This is a genomic window from Deinococcus sp. YIM 134068 (genome assembly GCF_036543075.1).
In the GTDB taxonomy this organism is placed as follows: Bacteria; Deinococcota; Deinococci; order Deinococcales; family Deinococcaceae; genus Deinococcus; species Deinococcus lichenicola.
Map to the genome: position 1 here is coordinate 15,935 of NZ_JAZHPF010000013.1, position 13,529 is coordinate 29,463.

A 13,529-nucleotide genomic window follows, 5' to 3' on the forward strand; every position below is an offset into this window, starting at 1 on the left:
GTTCACTCCCGCCCGCGCTAGGCGCAGGTTTTCAGGTCGGGCAGTGTGTGGAGGTCGTCACGTTTCCTCCGCCAGATCTCCGGTCCCCGCCCCGATAATGACCCCGTGGCCCTCCTCCTCCCGCCGCCGCTCGAAGCCGCCCTGTGGGCACACGCCGAGCGCGAAGCCCCACGTGAGTGTGTCGGGGCGCTTGGCGGTCATGCCGGGCCGGAGGGGGCGGAAGCGGTCGCCCTCTATCCCCTGTCCAACATCGCGCCCGACCCGGAGCGCCACTACCTCGCCGACCCCGGCCACCTCCTGCGGGCGCTGCGGGCCATGCACGCGGGCGGCTTGACCCTCGTGGCCCTGTACCACAGCCACCCGCACGGCCCGGCCCGGCCCAGCCCCACCGACCTGCGTCTCGCCGCGTATCCGGTGCCCTATGTGATTGCTGACTTGAGTACCCGCACGCTGGTTGCCTACCGCCTGCCGGGGGGGGAGACGGTGCCGATTGTGGGGGGACGGGAGGAGGGTTGAGGGGGCAGCTTTGTTTGTGGGCAGGAGATTGTTGGACTGTTGAAATCAGATGTTCTGGGTGGCCCTGCCCGTTCACCCCCTCCCAGCCTCCCCCCTCAAGGGGAGGAGCAAAAAGAAAGTTCCTCCTGCGTTCTGCTGATGGCTGAAAGCTGACGGCTTCCCCTACGGCAGCCGCCCCAGCCGCTCCAGCAGCAGCCCGAAGACGCCCTCCACATCCACGCCCACGGCGACCTCGGCATTGGCGGGCTGACCCGTCACGCCGTACAGGTCGCACACCGTCCGCCCGAGGTTCAGGCCCTCCGCCGTCTCCACTGCCACGGACATGGGCCGCATCTCGCACAGGCCGGGGCGCAGCACGGCGGCGACGGCGAGTGGGTCGTGGAGGGCACCGCCGCTCAGGCCGTAGCGTTTGCGGTACACCCCGGCGTAGAAGGTGAGGAGTTCGGCGCTCACGGCCCCGGCGCGGTTGCCCAGCGCGCGCAGGGCGTCCAGCCGCTCCGGGGTGGCGATGACCTGCATGGTGACGTTCAGGCCGAACATCCGCACCCGCGCACCTGACTCCAGCACGATCTTGACGGCGTGCGGGTCGGCGAGCGCGTTGAACTCGGCGGAGGGGGTGCGGTTGCCCTGCCCGGTGCTGCCGCCCATCCACACGACCTCACGTAGCAACAGGGGTAACTCGGGGGCCAGCCGGAAGGCGAGCGCCACGTTCGTCAGCGGCCCGGTGGCGACGAGCGTGACCTCGCCGGGCCGCTCCCGCACGGTGCGAATGAGAAAGTCCACCGCGTGTTCGGCCTCGGGTGCCCGCGCGGGTTCCGGCAGGTCGGCGGCGGGGAGGCCGCTGTCCCCGTGAACCTTCGCCGCTGTCATGGGCGGGCGCACGAGCGGGCGGTCCGCCCCGGCGTACACGGGCACGCTCGCCCCCGCCAGCGCCAGCGTGACCCCCGCGTTATGCGTGGTGAGGGGCAGGCCGACGTTGCCGTGGACGGTCGTGACGCCGAGAACCCGCACGTCCTCGCCACTCGCCAGCGCCAGCAGCCAGGCGATGGCGTCGTCGAGGCCGGGGTCGCCGTCGAGGAGGATGGGCAGGGGAGAACGGGTCACGCGGGCATTGTAGGTGGGGGAGAAGTGATGAGAGATGGGGGATGAGTGATGAGGAGGGGCCGGAGCCTCATCCCTCCCCGGTCGTCACCTCCCGCAGCTCCCGCGCCGCCACCTCCGGCAGCTTGTCGTTGGCGAACTCGCCCGCGCCCTGCTCGGTTCCGGCGAGGTACTTCATGCGGCCCGGCGCGCGAAGATACGGGTAAATCTCGATGTGGAGGGGGAACTCCGGGTGAGCCTCGCCGCCCACCGGGGCCTGATGCAACGTGAGGAGGTAGGGCATCCGCACGCCGAAGAGGGCGTCCAGCCGCAGCAGGGCGTCTTTCAGCACGCGGGCGAACGCAGCCTTTTCCTCAGCGCTCAGTTCGCTCAGGAGGGAGACGGGGCGGGCGGGCAGCACCCACGTCTCGTAGGTGTAGCGGGCGAAGGGCGGCACGACGCTCAGGGCCGCGCCCTCGTCGCGCAGGACGCGCAGCCCGGCCTCCCGCTCCCCGGCCACGAAATCGGCGAGCCACGGACGCCCGTTCTTCTGCTGGTACGCCTGCGCCGACGCCAGCAGCCGCGCCTGCACGGGCGGAATGTGGTTGTAGGCGTAAATCTGCCCGTGCGGGTGGTGCAGGGTCACGCCGACCTCCACCCCCCGGTTCTCGAAGGCGAGGACACTCCTGATTTTCCCCGTCGCCGCGAGGCGGGTCGTGCGGTCGGCCCAGACCTCCAGCAGCAGCGCCATCCCCTCCGGCGTCAGGTCGGCGAGGCGGCCCTCGGGGTTCTGGCTGAAGACGACGACCTCGCAGCGGCCCACGCCCGCCTGCACTTCAACGTTCGGAGTCGCGTCGGGACCGGGTGCCGTGAGGGTCAGGCTGGGAAAGCGGTTCTCGAACACCGCGAGGTCGTACACGCCGCGCGGCAGCTCGGTGGGGTGCGCGGGGTCGCGGGTGGGGGCCAGCGGGTTGTAGTCGGGTGGCGGCAGGAAGGTGCGGTTCAGGCGGTGCGCCGCGTACATCACCCACTCGGCGCGAAGGGGATGCCAGCGCATCACGGGCCGGGCCTCCACCGGGTCGCCGGGGGTGGGGACCTCGGAATCCACCTGCACAAGGTCCAGCCCGTACAGCGTTAATTCGCGCCCGTCGGGCTTCACGAGGTCGGCTTGATAGAAGGGTTGAGGGGTGTCCGTGGAGGGGGCGTCGGTCATGGTCGCTCCGTTCGCATGGACCTACGTTAACCGGGTCCGCCCCCAGTGTGACGGTCACACCCAGCCCGGTCGTCAGAAAGCCCTACTCCCCGTCCTCCGCCACCACCTCGAAGCTCACGGGCGCGAGCGTCCGGCCCCGCCACGTCACGGCCTCCGGGTTCCAGTTCTGCACGAGGGTCACGCCCGCCCGGCGGCTGAGGCGCACACCGTCGGGGAGGTCCTCGGTCGGGACGCCCGCCTCTGCCAGCACGTCCCGCAATACGTCCTTGATGAGAGATTCGGAGTGCGCCCCGATCACCGTCACCCGCCCGCGCCTCGTTACGGCGGGTTGACCATCCTGCGGGCCGCCGACGTAGGTGTGAGTAGCCTCCGCCCCCGTGAGGCGGTAGCTCTCCGCCCACGCGTGGGCCTCGAAGTCACCGCCCGCCCCGCGCACCGTCTGGGTCAGGCCGGGCCGGAGCGAGTCGAACTGCAACAGCCGGACGCTCAGCACCTCCGCGAGCGGTCCCGGTTGACCGTCCGCCCACGTTCCCCCGCTCCCGGTGCGGAAGCCCGTTCGCGGCCCGCAGACGAGCGCCACGCCGCCCTCCACCGCCGCCCTCCACCGCGCCGCCCGTTCCGCCGTGACGAGCGTGATCGCTGGAGCGACGGCCACTGCGTAGCCGCTCAGGTCCGCGTCCGCGTGAACGATGTCCACGTCCACCCCGAGCGAGCGCAGAGCCATGTAGTACGCGACCGTCTGTCCCCAGTAGCTCAGGCTGGCGCTATGCGGCTGCACGTCCATCAGCCACAGGCTCTCGTAGTCGTGGAGGAGGGCCACCCGCGCGGGCACCTCGCCGAGCGGGAAAGTGGGAAGGTCCAGTCCGGCGACCTCCGCATGCCCCCGGTCCGGCGTCTCGTCGTGCCGGAGAAGCCCCGAGTGGAGGACCTCCTGGGCCATCGTGGCGGCCCGCCAGCGGAAGTAGCTCACCACGTCGGCCCCGTGTGCCCACGCCTGCGCCGTCCACAGCGCCACCGCCCCGTCGGCGGGCAGCGGGTTGAAGGGTGCCCAGTTGACCTGCCCGCACTGCTGCTCCATCACCCAGAAGCCGGGGGTGGTGCCCGCGCCCTCCCGTCCCAGCCTTCCCGCTCCTCCTAACATCCCCCGGTACACGTCATGGTTCCACCCCACCAGATCGGGATGCCCCGTCCGCGCAAAGCGGGTTTTCTCCGCCTCGCTGACCGTGGTGGGGGCGAAGTGCTCCAGCATCCCGGTCGGGTAGTTGTCCCAGGTGGCGAAGTCCAGGCCCTCGGCCACCTTGTAATGGTCGAAGCCGCTCTCGAAGATCATGAAGTTGTGGGTGACGAAGCGGCCCGGCGACAGCTCCCGCAAGAGGGCGACCTGTTCGGCCTGAAACTCAGCAATCATGTCCGAGCAGAAGCGGTAGAAGTCGAGGATGTGAGACGGGTTCGCCTCCGTCACGGTCAGATTGGGCGGCCTGATCTGGTCCCAGTCCGTGTACTCCATGCTCCAGAAGACGTTGCCCCACGCCTCGTTCAGCGCGTCCAGCGTGCCGTAGCGCCCTCGCAGCCAGCCCGGAAAGGCCGCCGCGCTCGCCCCGCCGTAGGAGCGGGCGGTGCCGTGGCAGCCGAACTCGTTGTCGGTCTGCCACCCCGCGACCGCCGGATGCCCCCCGTACCGTTCTGCCAGCGCCCGCGTGATGCGCCGCGAGTGTTCCCGGTACACGGGGGAGGCGAAATCGTAATGTCGCCGCGAGCCGAACTCCCGCACGCGGCCCTCCTCGTCCACGGGCAGGAGTTCGGGATGGGCACGCACCAGCCACGCGGGGGGGGTCGCCGTCGGCGTACACAGCACGACCCGTAAGCCCGCCGCGTGGTACGCCTCCACCGCCTCGTCCAGCCACGCCCAGTCGTACTCGCCGGGGCGCGGTTCTATCCGGCTCCACGCGAACTCGGCGATGCGGACGAAGCTCAGGCCGAGGTCGCGTTGCTGCCGGGCGTAGCTCTCCCAGCGGTCACGCGGCACGTGTTCGGGGTAGTCGCAACTGCCCAGGAGGAGGTGGGGCGCAGCATTGGATGAGGTCATGGTGGAGTCCTATCGGGGAGAGGGCGGGCTGGAGCGGTCGTCGTCCCCGGAGCTTACGGGGAGCAGGGCAAGGCGTTCAATCGGGTGGACGCCGTAAACGCCGCTTCACGCCCGGCACACGCTCCCCCCGCCGCGCCCGCCTACGCTGCCCCCATGACCGGACACACCAGCGACGAGCAGACGGACGCCCCGCAGTCCCAACGCAGCACCGATTCGGAGAGCGCCACCCAGTCGCCCACCCCCCAGGGCGACACCGTGCAGGACAGCCCCGGCACCGCCGACATCAGCATGGTGGAGGAGGGCCGGGTGGACGGCGAGGGCAACATGGTCGGCACCGACGACGTGGGGCGCGGCGGGGGCTGAAGGGAGCGACGAGAATGCCCCACACCCTTTCTTCGGTGTGGGGCGTCGTTTATTGGGCCTCCGGAGCGATGGGGGCGCAGACGCACATGTCGATCTTTCGCTGGCTGCTGGAAGCTGGCGACTGGCCGCTGTTCCCTACCGCACGTCCACCAGTTCCACGTCGAAAATCAAGGTGGCATTCGGCGGAATCACACCCGGAACGCCCGCCGCCCCGTAACCAAGGTGCGCGGGGATGGTCAACTTTGCCTTGTCTCCCACCCGCAGCTGCGCGATGCCCTGATCCCAACCGGGGATGACGTAGCCGACGCCCAGCGGAAACTCGATGGGTTCGCCCCGGTCGCGGCTGGAGTCGAACTTCTGGCCGCTCTCCAACGTGCCCGTGTAGTGGACGCGCACGGTCTTGCCGGGAGAGGCGGGCGTGCCGCTGCCCTCCTCGTACTTGTCGACGATCAGTTCCTGTCCGGTCATGCCCTCCAGCCTAAGCCCCACCCCCCGCCCCTGACCGGACCGTGAAGCGCGGGTGAAGGCGGCGTGCCCGCCCCGTGAGCCGCTGCTACCATGCCCCGCGTGACGCCCGTGCCCCGCCGCCCGACCTCCGGGAGTCCAGCACGCACGGCTTCCGGGGAGTGGCGGACCTTCTGGCGGGTGTGGATCGTGGGGGCGCTGCTCCCCGTCTGGGCGGTGACGACCTTCATAGGCACCTTCGCGCGGGTGAACGGCGACAGCATGAATCCGACCCTGCGCCACGGCGACCTGCTGCTGCTGCTCAAATATCCGCGCTGGCTGCGGGCGTGGGGCCTGCCCACCCCTTACCCGCGCCGGGGCGACGTGCTGATCTTCAAAGCCCCGGCGGACAGCCCCTACAGCTACGCGACCGTGTGGGGCGTGCGTCACCGCCCCTACAACGTCAAGCGGGTGCTGGCCCTCCCCGGCGAGACGGTCGCCATCACGGGCGGGCGCGTGATCGTGAACGGGCGGGTCCTGGCCGAAAGCTACGTCAATGACGGCGTGCTCTCCGACCAGCCCGCGTTGAGGGTGCCGCCCGGCAAGGTCTGGGTGCTGGGCGACAACCGCCTCGTCGGGGAAAGTCTGGACTCCCGCTCCTACGGCCCGGTGGACCTGCGGGATGCCGCCGGACCTGCCAACGTGCGGTTGTGGCCGAATCCGGGGCGGGTCGGACCTTGAGCGGGCGTCAGGCGTCCGGCAGCCGCTCCCCGGCAGGAATGGGCTGGGTCAGCCAGTTCTCGCGGGGTGGCAGGGGACAGGTCCATCCCTCCCCGTAGGCGCAGTAGGGGTGATAGGCGAGGTTGAAGTCGAGCTGGACGCTGAACCCACCCTCGGCGTCCCCGTTCAGCGGCGCGTCCAGATACCGCCCGGCCCCGTAGGTCTCCGGCCCGCTCGTCGCGTCGCGGAAGGGGACGAAGACCCGCGCGGGTGCCTCGTCGCCGGAAGGGGCATACAGGGTGAGGGTGTGTGGTCCGCCCGGTAACTCCACCGTCACCGTGCCGAAGCGGGCCATCACGCGCGTCTCGCCCGTATTCGTGCCCAGCGTGACCTCCGTCCCGTCCGCGCGCTCCACGGGTACGGTGAAGCTCCAGGCGGAGTCGGGCGGGTAGTAGCTCAGGCCCCGGAAGCTCCCCAATTCCTCACCCTTCAATGGCCCGCGCCCCGCCAAGAAATGCTCGTCCTTGCGACGGCGGAAGTCGGCGATGGCCCGCGCGTGGGCGTCCGCCGTCACCAGTCCACCCGCACGCGCTCGCCCGCGTACTCCACGATGTCGCCCCGTCGCAGCTTCTTACGCCGCCGCGTCTCGATCACCCCGTTGAGCCGCACCTCGCCGCCCTGCACCCGGAACTTCGCCTCGCCGCCCGTCTCCACCATCCCGCGCAGCTTGAGAAAGTCCTGAAGGTCGATGGTGTCGCGCTCCTCGCGCTCAGGCCGGGCGTCGTCATAGGTCATGGGGGCAGGGTAACAGGGGAGGGGTCAGGAGGGGTGGAGCGTGACTGTCGCTCCCAGCCAGGAGGGAGGCGGCAGATCGGCGGGCCAATCACGGATGAGAAAGGCAGTCTGGGACGGGAGTTCAGGGCCGCGCCGCGCGACGATCTCCAGACCCGCGACACGAACGACCTGAGCCGGGTGGTCGGGATGTTCCAACCGTACCGCGTCCCCGACCCTCAAGACGCCGCTGTGAGAGCCGACGGCCAATACCCACCCCCGCCCCGTGATCCGGAACGCCGCCTCCAGCACTCCCTCAAATGCTCTGGCCTCCTTGGCGTCTGGGCGCATGTCGCGCTGGGTCATGGGGGCAGGGTAGCAGGGGAGGGGGTCAGGGGTCGGCGTCGGGTGTGAGGACGACGGTCGCGCCCTTCCAATCATCAGGAGACGGCTTAGGCGTCCAACCTCGAATCAGGAAGGCTGGCGGTGGGTCCGGTCTCGGTGGGGAAAAGCGGGGGTACTGGGGAAGGTCCGCGACCTGACAAAGATGGGAAGGGCCATCGGGTCGTGTGACGATGAGCGTGTCGCCTATGCGAAGTTCGCCCGTCCACTGACTCACTTGAACGGCCAGCACTCATCCCCACCTAGTGATCTGGAACGCTGCCTCCAGTACCCCCCCGAACACCCGTTCGCTCAAGGCTTGTACTGCGCGCCGAACAATCTCACGTCCGCGTCGTCCACCTTGCGGTCCTGATTGAGGTCGCCCACGGTCACGCCGCTCTTGCCGTAGTTGTTCATCAGGAGGGCGAGGTCGGTCAGGTCAATCGCGCCGTCGCCGTTGAGGTCGGCCCCGCTCAGGCGGGCGCGGGCGGCGGCGGGCGTCCACTCCTTCAGGCCGAGTTCGTCGGCGAGGGCCGAGCGGATGGCCTGCGCGAGCGGCAGCGGCCCCTGCGGGTTGAGTTCGATGCGCCGCTCGTTCCCCGTGCCGACCGTCCGGGCCACCACGTCCGGGTTGAAGGCGACCCCGGCGGTCGCGCCGCTGCCCCCCACGACGAGGACCGGGCCGCCGCTGGTGTCCAGCGTGACGGGATTCTCCTTCGTGTTCAGCACGGCGAGGGCGTCCTGCACGGCTTTGGTCAGCTCCGCCCCCTGAGGCCGCAGCTTGACGGTGGCGGCATGAGCACCCCCCAGGACGAGGGCGCATGCGAGCGTGAGGGCGCGTCTCATTGCCCACCCCTCGCGGCGAGCAGGGCCGCTCGGAACCGGGCCGGGTCGCTCTCGATGGCATTGGGGTCGGGAGCCGTGGGCGTCGGAGTGGGCGGGGTTACTGGAGGTGTCGGGGTCGTCGTGGCTGTGGCGGGCGTGGTCGTCGTGGGAGCTGTGGCAGGCGGCGTGCCCCCAACGGGCGGACTCGGGGGGGGCAGCGTGGCGACCCCGCTGGGGTTGGCGGCGCTCGGCTCGGGGGAGTTGGCGGCGGTCGGGGGGACGGGCGGAACGGCGTTGGCCGCATCTGCGCTGGCCGTCGCGGGGGTGGACGTGCCCGCCGTCGTGTTCCCGGTCGGCGTGGTCGCGGTCGTGCCGGGGGCCGGGGGCGTCCGCGCCTCTGGAGGGGTCGTGGTCTCCGTCCTCGCCGTCTCCCCCAGCCGCGTCACCCGCCCGTTCTCTATCGGGTAGATGCCCTGCGTGAAGCCCACGATGGGGTTGTCCATGCGCGCCCGGTAGAGCAGGAAAAACGCCTCCTGTCCGGCGCGCAGTTCCGGCAGGCCCTCCACGCCCGCCAGCACGTACAACACGGGTTTGCCCTCCCGCTGCGGCAGGGTGGCCGGGTCGCCCACGATGGCCTCGGTCACGGTCAGGGGGTAGGCGAGCCACGTCACGCCGTTCTCCGTCACGTTGGAGGGCGTGCCGGGCGTGGCGCGCAGGATGATCTCGGCCTTTTTCGCCTGCTGCGTCAGCGTCAGCGGCGGAACGGTCGTCGCCCCGGCGGTGGGCGGGAGAGCGCTCAGGGCGAGGGCGGCGAGGAGCGTCAGCGCGCGGCTCACGGTTGCCCCCCGTTGGAGGGAGGGTTGGGCGGAGTCGGCGTGGGGGTGTCCGGCGTCGTCGGCGTTCCAGTGGGGGTGGAGGGGGCTGGGGTGCCCGTCGGGGCGGTGGTCGGCGTGGAGGTGCCCGTCGTGGAGGTCCCAGTCGCGGGCGTCCCCGTTGCGGGCGTGGTCGCGGGCGGCCTGGGGGCTTCCGGCATCTTCACCTGCACAAGCACCTTGCCCGTCCCGTCGCGCGCCTCGTAGGCGAAGCGGGTCGCGTCGAGGGTGACGGCCTTCGGCGGCTTCACGCTCACGAGGGCCACCCGCGCCCCGTTGCGCGGCACCGTCCTGAAGCCCACGTCCACGGTCAGGGTGCGGCCCGCCTGCTTCCAGAACAGGACGCCGCCCCCCTCGGCAGGTTGAACACGGGTGACAGCCACGCCCTCGGGCAGGTCCCACGACATGCGCGCGGCCCGCACGGCACGCGGCGCGGTGACGTTCAGGGGCACGCGCGTCTCCCCGCGAATCTGGCCCGTGGGAAGCTGCGGCTTGAAGCTCAGGGCGGGCAGCTCCCCCACGTTCAGGGTGTAGCTCTGGACCTTCGTGCTGAGGTTGGCGTCCGACGCCTCCAGCGTGAAGGTGTAGGTGCCCACCTTGCCCGGCGCACCGCTCAGGCGCATGTTCCGCAGGGTCAGGCCCGGCGGCAGCGTGCCGGAGCCGACGCGCATTCCGTAGGGTCCCGCGCCGCCCGCCACCACGAGGGTCGTGTCGTAGCTCTCGGCGAGGTACGCGACGGGCAGGCTCGTCGTCGTGAAGTACAGGGCGTCCCGTGTACTGGTCGTCCCCGTCGTGCTGGTCGTACTCGTCGTGCTGCCGCAGGAGACGAGCAGCCCCCCGCACACCAGCAGCACGCTGGGCGTGGCCTTGCGCATGACAGGCAGTCTAGCGGCCTTTCATGAGCCTCTTGCGGCAGGTCGCCGGGAGGAATGGGGGAAGGTGGCGGGGGAGGGGGAGGGGCGGCCAGCGACCAGCTTCCAGCGGCCAGCGAGATATCCGGGAAGCTGTGAGCTTCAGCGTGTGTTTGAGAAATGCGAATGGCTGCGTCTTCTCGCTCCTCTCTCCTTGTGGGCAGGCTAGGAGGGGGGTGGCAAGCCCCGCCTGCCCATCACACAACCCCGCCGGAGGATGAACCTTCATCCCCGGTGGTCTGACAGAACCCCGCATGGAGAACCTCTGGGGGTCACGCCCCCCGCCCTTCGTGCCATGTGCGCCAAGATTCGTGACGGCCCGGCGCTAAACTCTGCTGCATGACGACCGAACCCTTGCCCGCCCTCCCCACGCCCGGCGAGCGGCTGGGACGCTACACGGTGGAGCGCGTGGAGGCGTTGCCCGAGATGCAGGGCACCCTCGTGCTGCTGCGCCACGACCTCGGTGCCCGGCACGCCCACGTCTCGCGCGACGACGACAACCTCGCCTTCGGGGTGACGTTCCCGACGGTCCCCAGGGACTCGACCGGCGTGGCGCACATCCTCGAACACGTCGTCCTGATGGGCAGCCAGCGCTTCCCGGTGCCCGACCCCTTCTTCGCCATGATCCCGCGCTCGCTGAACACCTTCATGAACGCGATGACGGCGAACGACTGGACGACCTACCCCTTTTCCACCCGCAACGAGAAGGACTATTTCAACCTCCTCTCGGTCTACCTCGACGCCACCTTCTTCCCGCTGCTGCGCTACGAGAGCTTCCGGCAGGACGGCCACCGCTTCGAGTTCGAGACGGCGGATGATCCGACCACGCCGCTGAAGCTTCAGGGCGTCGTGTACAACGAGATGAAGGGCGCGATGGCGGCCCCCGGTTCGGTGATGTACCGCGCGTTCGGCAAGGCGCTGTACCCCGACCTGACCTACGCGAACAACTCCGGCGGCTCCCCCGAGGACATCCCCGATCTCACCTACGAGGGCCTGCGCGCCTTCCACGCGGCGCACTACCACCCCGGCAACGCCTTTTTCTACTCCTACGGGCGGGTGGACCTGCGGCGGGTGCTGGACGAGATCGAGGGGCACGTCCTCTCGCGCTTCTCGCCGCAGACGCTCGACGTGGGCATCCCCGACCAGCCCGGCTTCCGGGAGCCGCGCCGGGTGGACGTGACCTACCCTGGCACCGACGTGGAGCGCGGCGGGCAGGTCAGCGTGGCGTGGAAGCTCGGCCCCAGCACCGACCCCGACGCCAACCTGCGCTGGAGCGTCCTCTCGGACGTGCTGCTCGGCAACCCCGCCGCGCCGCTGACCCGCCCGCTGATCGAGTCGGGGCTGGGGAGCGCGCTGGCCGACCTCTCCGGCTACCGCGACAACTTCCGCGAGGCGGCCTTCGCGGTGGGTCTCAAGGGCCTGAGCGCCGGGCGCGCGGCGGAGGTGCAGGCTCTCGTGCTGGATATGCTGAGGACAATCGCCCGTGACGGCATCGACCCCGCCCTCATCGAGAGCAGCCTCCACCAGTTCGAGATCGCCCAGCGCGAGGTGTCCAACGCCGGGAGTCCCTACGCCCTTCAGGTCATGTTCCGGTTGATGGGGCCGTGGCTGTACGGCGGCGACCCGGTGACGGGCCTGCGGCTGGAGGCCGAGCTGGGACGGCTGCGCGAGGACCTGCGGGCAGGCCGCGTGTTCGAGCCGATGATCGAGCGCGACCTGCTCGACAACCCTCACCGCGTCACCCTCGTCCTCGCGCCCGACCCCGACCTCGCCGCGCGCACCGAGCAGGCCGAGCGCGAACTCGTGGAGCGCCTGAGCGCGGGCTTCACCGACGAGGACCGCGCCCGCATCGTCCGCGAGAGCCTGCAACTCCAGTCCCTTCAGGGGCAGGAGAGCGATCCCAACGTCCTCCCCACCCTCGGCCTCGGGGACGTGCCGCCGACCGTGGCCCGCCCGCCGTACACGACCGAGGAACTGGGCCGCGCCCTCGTGGGCCGGGTGCCGCAGCCCACCGGGGGCCTGACCTACCTCGACGTGCGGGTGAGATTGCCCGAGCTGCCGGACGAATTGCTGGAGACCCTGCCCCTGTACGCCTACGCCGTGACCCGCAGCGGCGCGGCGGGCCAGGATTACGCGGCCATCGCCCGCCGCACCGAGGCCGTCACGGGCGGCGTGAGCGCGAGCGTCGGCATGGGCGGCGGGCCGGGCAGCCTCGACGAGTTGCGCCTGTCCGTCACCTTTGGCGGCAAGGCGCTCGCCCGCAACGGGGCCGAATTGGTGGCCCTGCTGCGCGATCTGATCGCCGCGCCGGAGTTCACCCGCGAGCGGCTGGAGCAACTGCTCAAGCAGCGCCTCTCTGGACTCAAGGCGAGCGTGGTGAACGCGGGCAGCGCCTATGCCGAACGCCTCGCCGCCGCGCAGGTCAGCCCCGCCGGGAGCATCGAGGAGCGCCTGAGCGGTCTGTCCGCCCTCGCCACCCTCAAGCGCATCGTGGAGGGGGACGAGGTGGACGCCCTGCTGGAGCGCCTGAACCGCATCCGCGACCTGATCCTCGCCGGACGACCATTGATCTGCCTCACCGCCACGGAAGCGGACCTGAATCTGGACCTGACGCCGATCACGGGTGGGTTTGGGGGCGACGCGCCCACCGGCCACCCCGCGCCCCGGCTGCTGACGGGCGGCCCGCAGGCCCGGACGGCGGATTCCCCGGTCGCCTTCAACGCGGTCGCCTTCCGCACCGTGCCCTACACCCACCCGGACAGCCCGGCGCTCCTCGTGCTGTCGCGGCTGCTGCGCTCCGAATACCTCCTTAAGGAAATCCGCGAGAAGGGCGGGGCTTACGGTGGCGGGGCAAGCTTCGACGCGCGGGGAGGCGTGTTCACGATGAGCAGCTACCGCGACCCCCACATCACCCGCACCTACGAGGTCTTCCGGGACGCCCGCGCCTTCCTCGACACCGCGCCCCTGTCCGAGCGCGAACTCACCGAGGCCGTGCTGTCGGCGAGCAAGACCCTCGATCCCCTCACCAGCCCGGACACGGTGGGCCGCCTGCGCTTCTACGGTGATCAGGCCGGATACACCCCCGACGTGCAGGAGGACTACAAGGCCCGCCTGCTGAGGGTGACGCTCGACGACCTGAAGCGCGTGATGGACGCTCACCTGAAGCCGGAGAACGCCGGATACGCCCTCGTTGCGGGCCGCGACCCGAACGCGGACACGGAGGGGCTGGGGCTGCGGTTCGAGGTGAGGAGCGCGTAGCGCGTGGCTTGTCGCTTGTGGAGGGGAGGGGAGACGTGCATGGGCGTCTCCCCCTCGCTTTTCCCGGCGACTCACACGCTCAATTCGAG

Annotated in this window: 14 protein-coding genes; 4 read left to right on the forward strand and 10 right to left on the reverse strand. The window is 70.6% G+C overall.

All coding sequences use genetic code 11. The features are described 5' to 3' along the window. Positions 1-105 precede the first annotated feature (105 nt). Positions 106-516 (forward strand): M67 family metallopeptidase, encoded by a 411-nt coding sequence (locus V3W47_RS12865; protein ID WP_331825622.1) that lies wholly within the window; start codon positions 106-108, stop codon positions 514-516. Positions 517-678: 162 nt separating this feature from the next. Here the strand turns inward: V3W47_RS12865 and V3W47_RS12870 are convergent, their stop codons facing one another. From V3W47_RS12870 to V3W47_RS12880, 3 genes are all read right to left on the reverse strand, one after another. Further along, positions 679-1,620, reverse strand: coding sequence for a nucleoside hydrolase (locus V3W47_RS12870; protein WP_331825623.1), 942 nt, complete (start codon positions 1,618-1,620; stop codon positions 679-681). Between the two features lie 67 nt (positions 1,621-1,687). Then, a complete protein-coding gene (gene galT / locus V3W47_RS12875; protein WP_331825624.1) occupies positions 1,688-2,809 on the reverse strand; it encodes a galactose-1-phosphate uridylyltransferase in 1,122 nt (373 codons plus the stop codon). Positions 2,810-2,891: 82 nt separating this feature from the next. Then, complete coding sequence (locus V3W47_RS12880; RefSeq protein ID WP_331825625.1) at positions 2,892-4,895, reverse strand: beta-galactosidase; 2,004 nt, start codon at positions 4,893-4,895, stop codon at positions 2,892-2,894. Between the two features lie 153 nt (positions 4,896-5,048). Between V3W47_RS12880 and V3W47_RS12885 the strand changes: the two genes are divergently transcribed. Then, a complete protein-coding gene (locus V3W47_RS12885; RefSeq protein WP_331825626.1) occupies positions 5,049-5,258 on the forward strand; it encodes a hypothetical protein in 210 nt (69 codons plus the stop codon). A gap of 135 nt (positions 5,259-5,393) precedes the next feature. Here V3W47_RS12885 and V3W47_RS12890 read toward each other — a convergent pair whose 3' ends face one another. Beyond that, entirely contained in the window at positions 5,394-5,726 is a 333-nt protein-coding gene (locus V3W47_RS12890) for an FKBP-type peptidyl-prolyl cis-trans isomerase (protein WP_331825627.1), read from the reverse strand. A 90-nt stretch (positions 5,727-5,816) separates the two neighbouring features. On the opposite strand from V3W47_RS12890, the gene lepB reads away from it, so the two are divergent. Continuing rightward, positions 5,817-6,443, forward strand: a complete 627-nt coding sequence (gene lepB, locus V3W47_RS12895; protein WP_331825628.1) for a signal peptidase I — start codon at positions 5,817-5,819, stop codon at positions 6,441-6,443. Positions 6,444-6,450: 7 nt separating this feature from the next. On the opposite strand, the gene V3W47_RS12900 is transcribed toward lepB, so the two are convergent. From V3W47_RS12900 to V3W47_RS12925, 6 genes are all read right to left on the reverse strand, one after another. Next, positions 6,451-6,996: a DUF1684 domain-containing protein gene (locus V3W47_RS12900; protein WP_331825629.1), complete on the reverse strand. Its 546-nt coding sequence runs from the start codon at positions 6,994-6,996 to the stop codon at positions 6,451-6,453. After that, on the reverse strand, positions 6,993-7,217 hold the full coding sequence (locus V3W47_RS12905; RefSeq protein ID WP_331825630.1) for an RNA-binding S4 domain-containing protein: 225 nt from the start codon (positions 7,215-7,217) through the stop codon (positions 6,993-6,995). The genes V3W47_RS12900 and V3W47_RS12905 overlap by 4 nt, the downstream gene beginning before the upstream one ends. A gap of 24 nt (positions 7,218-7,241) precedes the next feature. Then, positions 7,242-7,559, reverse strand: a complete 318-nt coding sequence (locus V3W47_RS12910) for a hypothetical protein (protein ID WP_331825631.1) — start codon at positions 7,557-7,559, stop codon at positions 7,242-7,244. A 327-nt stretch (positions 7,560-7,886) separates the two neighbouring features. Then, entirely contained in the window at positions 7,887-8,420 is a 534-nt protein-coding gene (locus tag V3W47_RS12915) for a hypothetical protein (RefSeq protein WP_331825632.1), read from the reverse strand. Continuing rightward, on the reverse strand, positions 8,417-9,235 hold the full coding sequence (locus V3W47_RS12920) for a hypothetical protein (RefSeq protein ID WP_331825633.1): 819 nt from the start codon (positions 9,233-9,235) through the stop codon (positions 8,417-8,419). Before V3W47_RS12920 ends, V3W47_RS12915 begins: the two co-directional genes overlap by 4 nt. Next, positions 9,232-10,146: an Ig domain-containing protein gene (locus V3W47_RS12925; protein WP_331825634.1), complete on the reverse strand. Its 915-nt coding sequence runs from the start codon at positions 10,144-10,146 to the stop codon at positions 9,232-9,234. Before V3W47_RS12925 ends, V3W47_RS12920 begins: the two co-directional genes overlap by 4 nt. Before the next feature lie 375 nt (positions 10,147-10,521). On the opposite strand from V3W47_RS12925, the gene V3W47_RS12930 reads away from it, so the two are divergent. Further along, positions 10,522-13,440 carry an insulinase family protein gene (locus V3W47_RS12930; RefSeq protein ID WP_331825635.1) on the forward strand — a complete coding sequence of 973 codons (2,919 nt, stop codon included), beginning with the start codon at positions 10,522-10,524 and terminating at the stop codon, positions 13,438-13,440. Positions 13,441-13,529 lie beyond the last annotated feature (89 nt).

What these genes read in the sequence shown, in the direction of transcription:
- V3W47_RS12925 (WP_331825634.1), bottom strand. Translation starts at nt 10,146, where the DNA reads ATGCGCAAGGCCACGCCCAGCGTGCTGCTGGTGTGCGGGGGGCTGCTC.
- V3W47_RS12915 (WP_331825632.1), bottom strand. Translation starts at nt 8,420, where the DNA reads ATGAGACGCGCCCTCACGCTCGCATGCGCCCTCGTCCTGGGGGGTGCT.
- V3W47_RS12890 (WP_331825627.1), bottom strand. Translation starts at nt 5,726, where the DNA reads ATGACCGGACAGGAACTGATCGTCGACAAGTACGAGGAGGGCAGCGGC.
- lepB (WP_331825628.1), top strand. Translation starts at nt 5,817, where the DNA reads ATGCCCCGCGTGACGCCCGTGCCCCGCCGCCCGACCTCCGGGAGTCCA.
- galT (WP_331825624.1), bottom strand. Translation starts at nt 2,809, where the DNA reads ATGACCGACGCCCCCTCCACGGACACCCCTCAACCCTTCTATCAAGCC.
- V3W47_RS12930 (WP_331825635.1), top strand. Translation starts at nt 10,522, where the DNA reads ATGACGACCGAACCCTTGCCCGCCCTCCCCACGCCCGGCGAGCGGCTG.
- V3W47_RS12880 (WP_331825625.1), bottom strand. Translation starts at nt 4,895, where the DNA reads ATGACCTCATCCAATGCTGCGCCCCACCTCCTCCTGGGCAGTTGCGAC.
- V3W47_RS12910 (WP_331825631.1), bottom strand. Translation starts at nt 7,559, where the DNA reads ATGACCCAGCGCGACATGCGCCCAGACGCCAAGGAGGCCAGAGCATTT.
- V3W47_RS12905 (WP_331825630.1), bottom strand. Translation starts at nt 7,217, where the DNA reads ATGACCTATGACGACGCCCGGCCTGAGCGCGAGGAGCGCGACACCATC.
- V3W47_RS12885 (WP_331825626.1), top strand. Translation starts at nt 5,049, where the DNA reads ATGACCGGACACACCAGCGACGAGCAGACGGACGCCCCGCAGTCCCAA.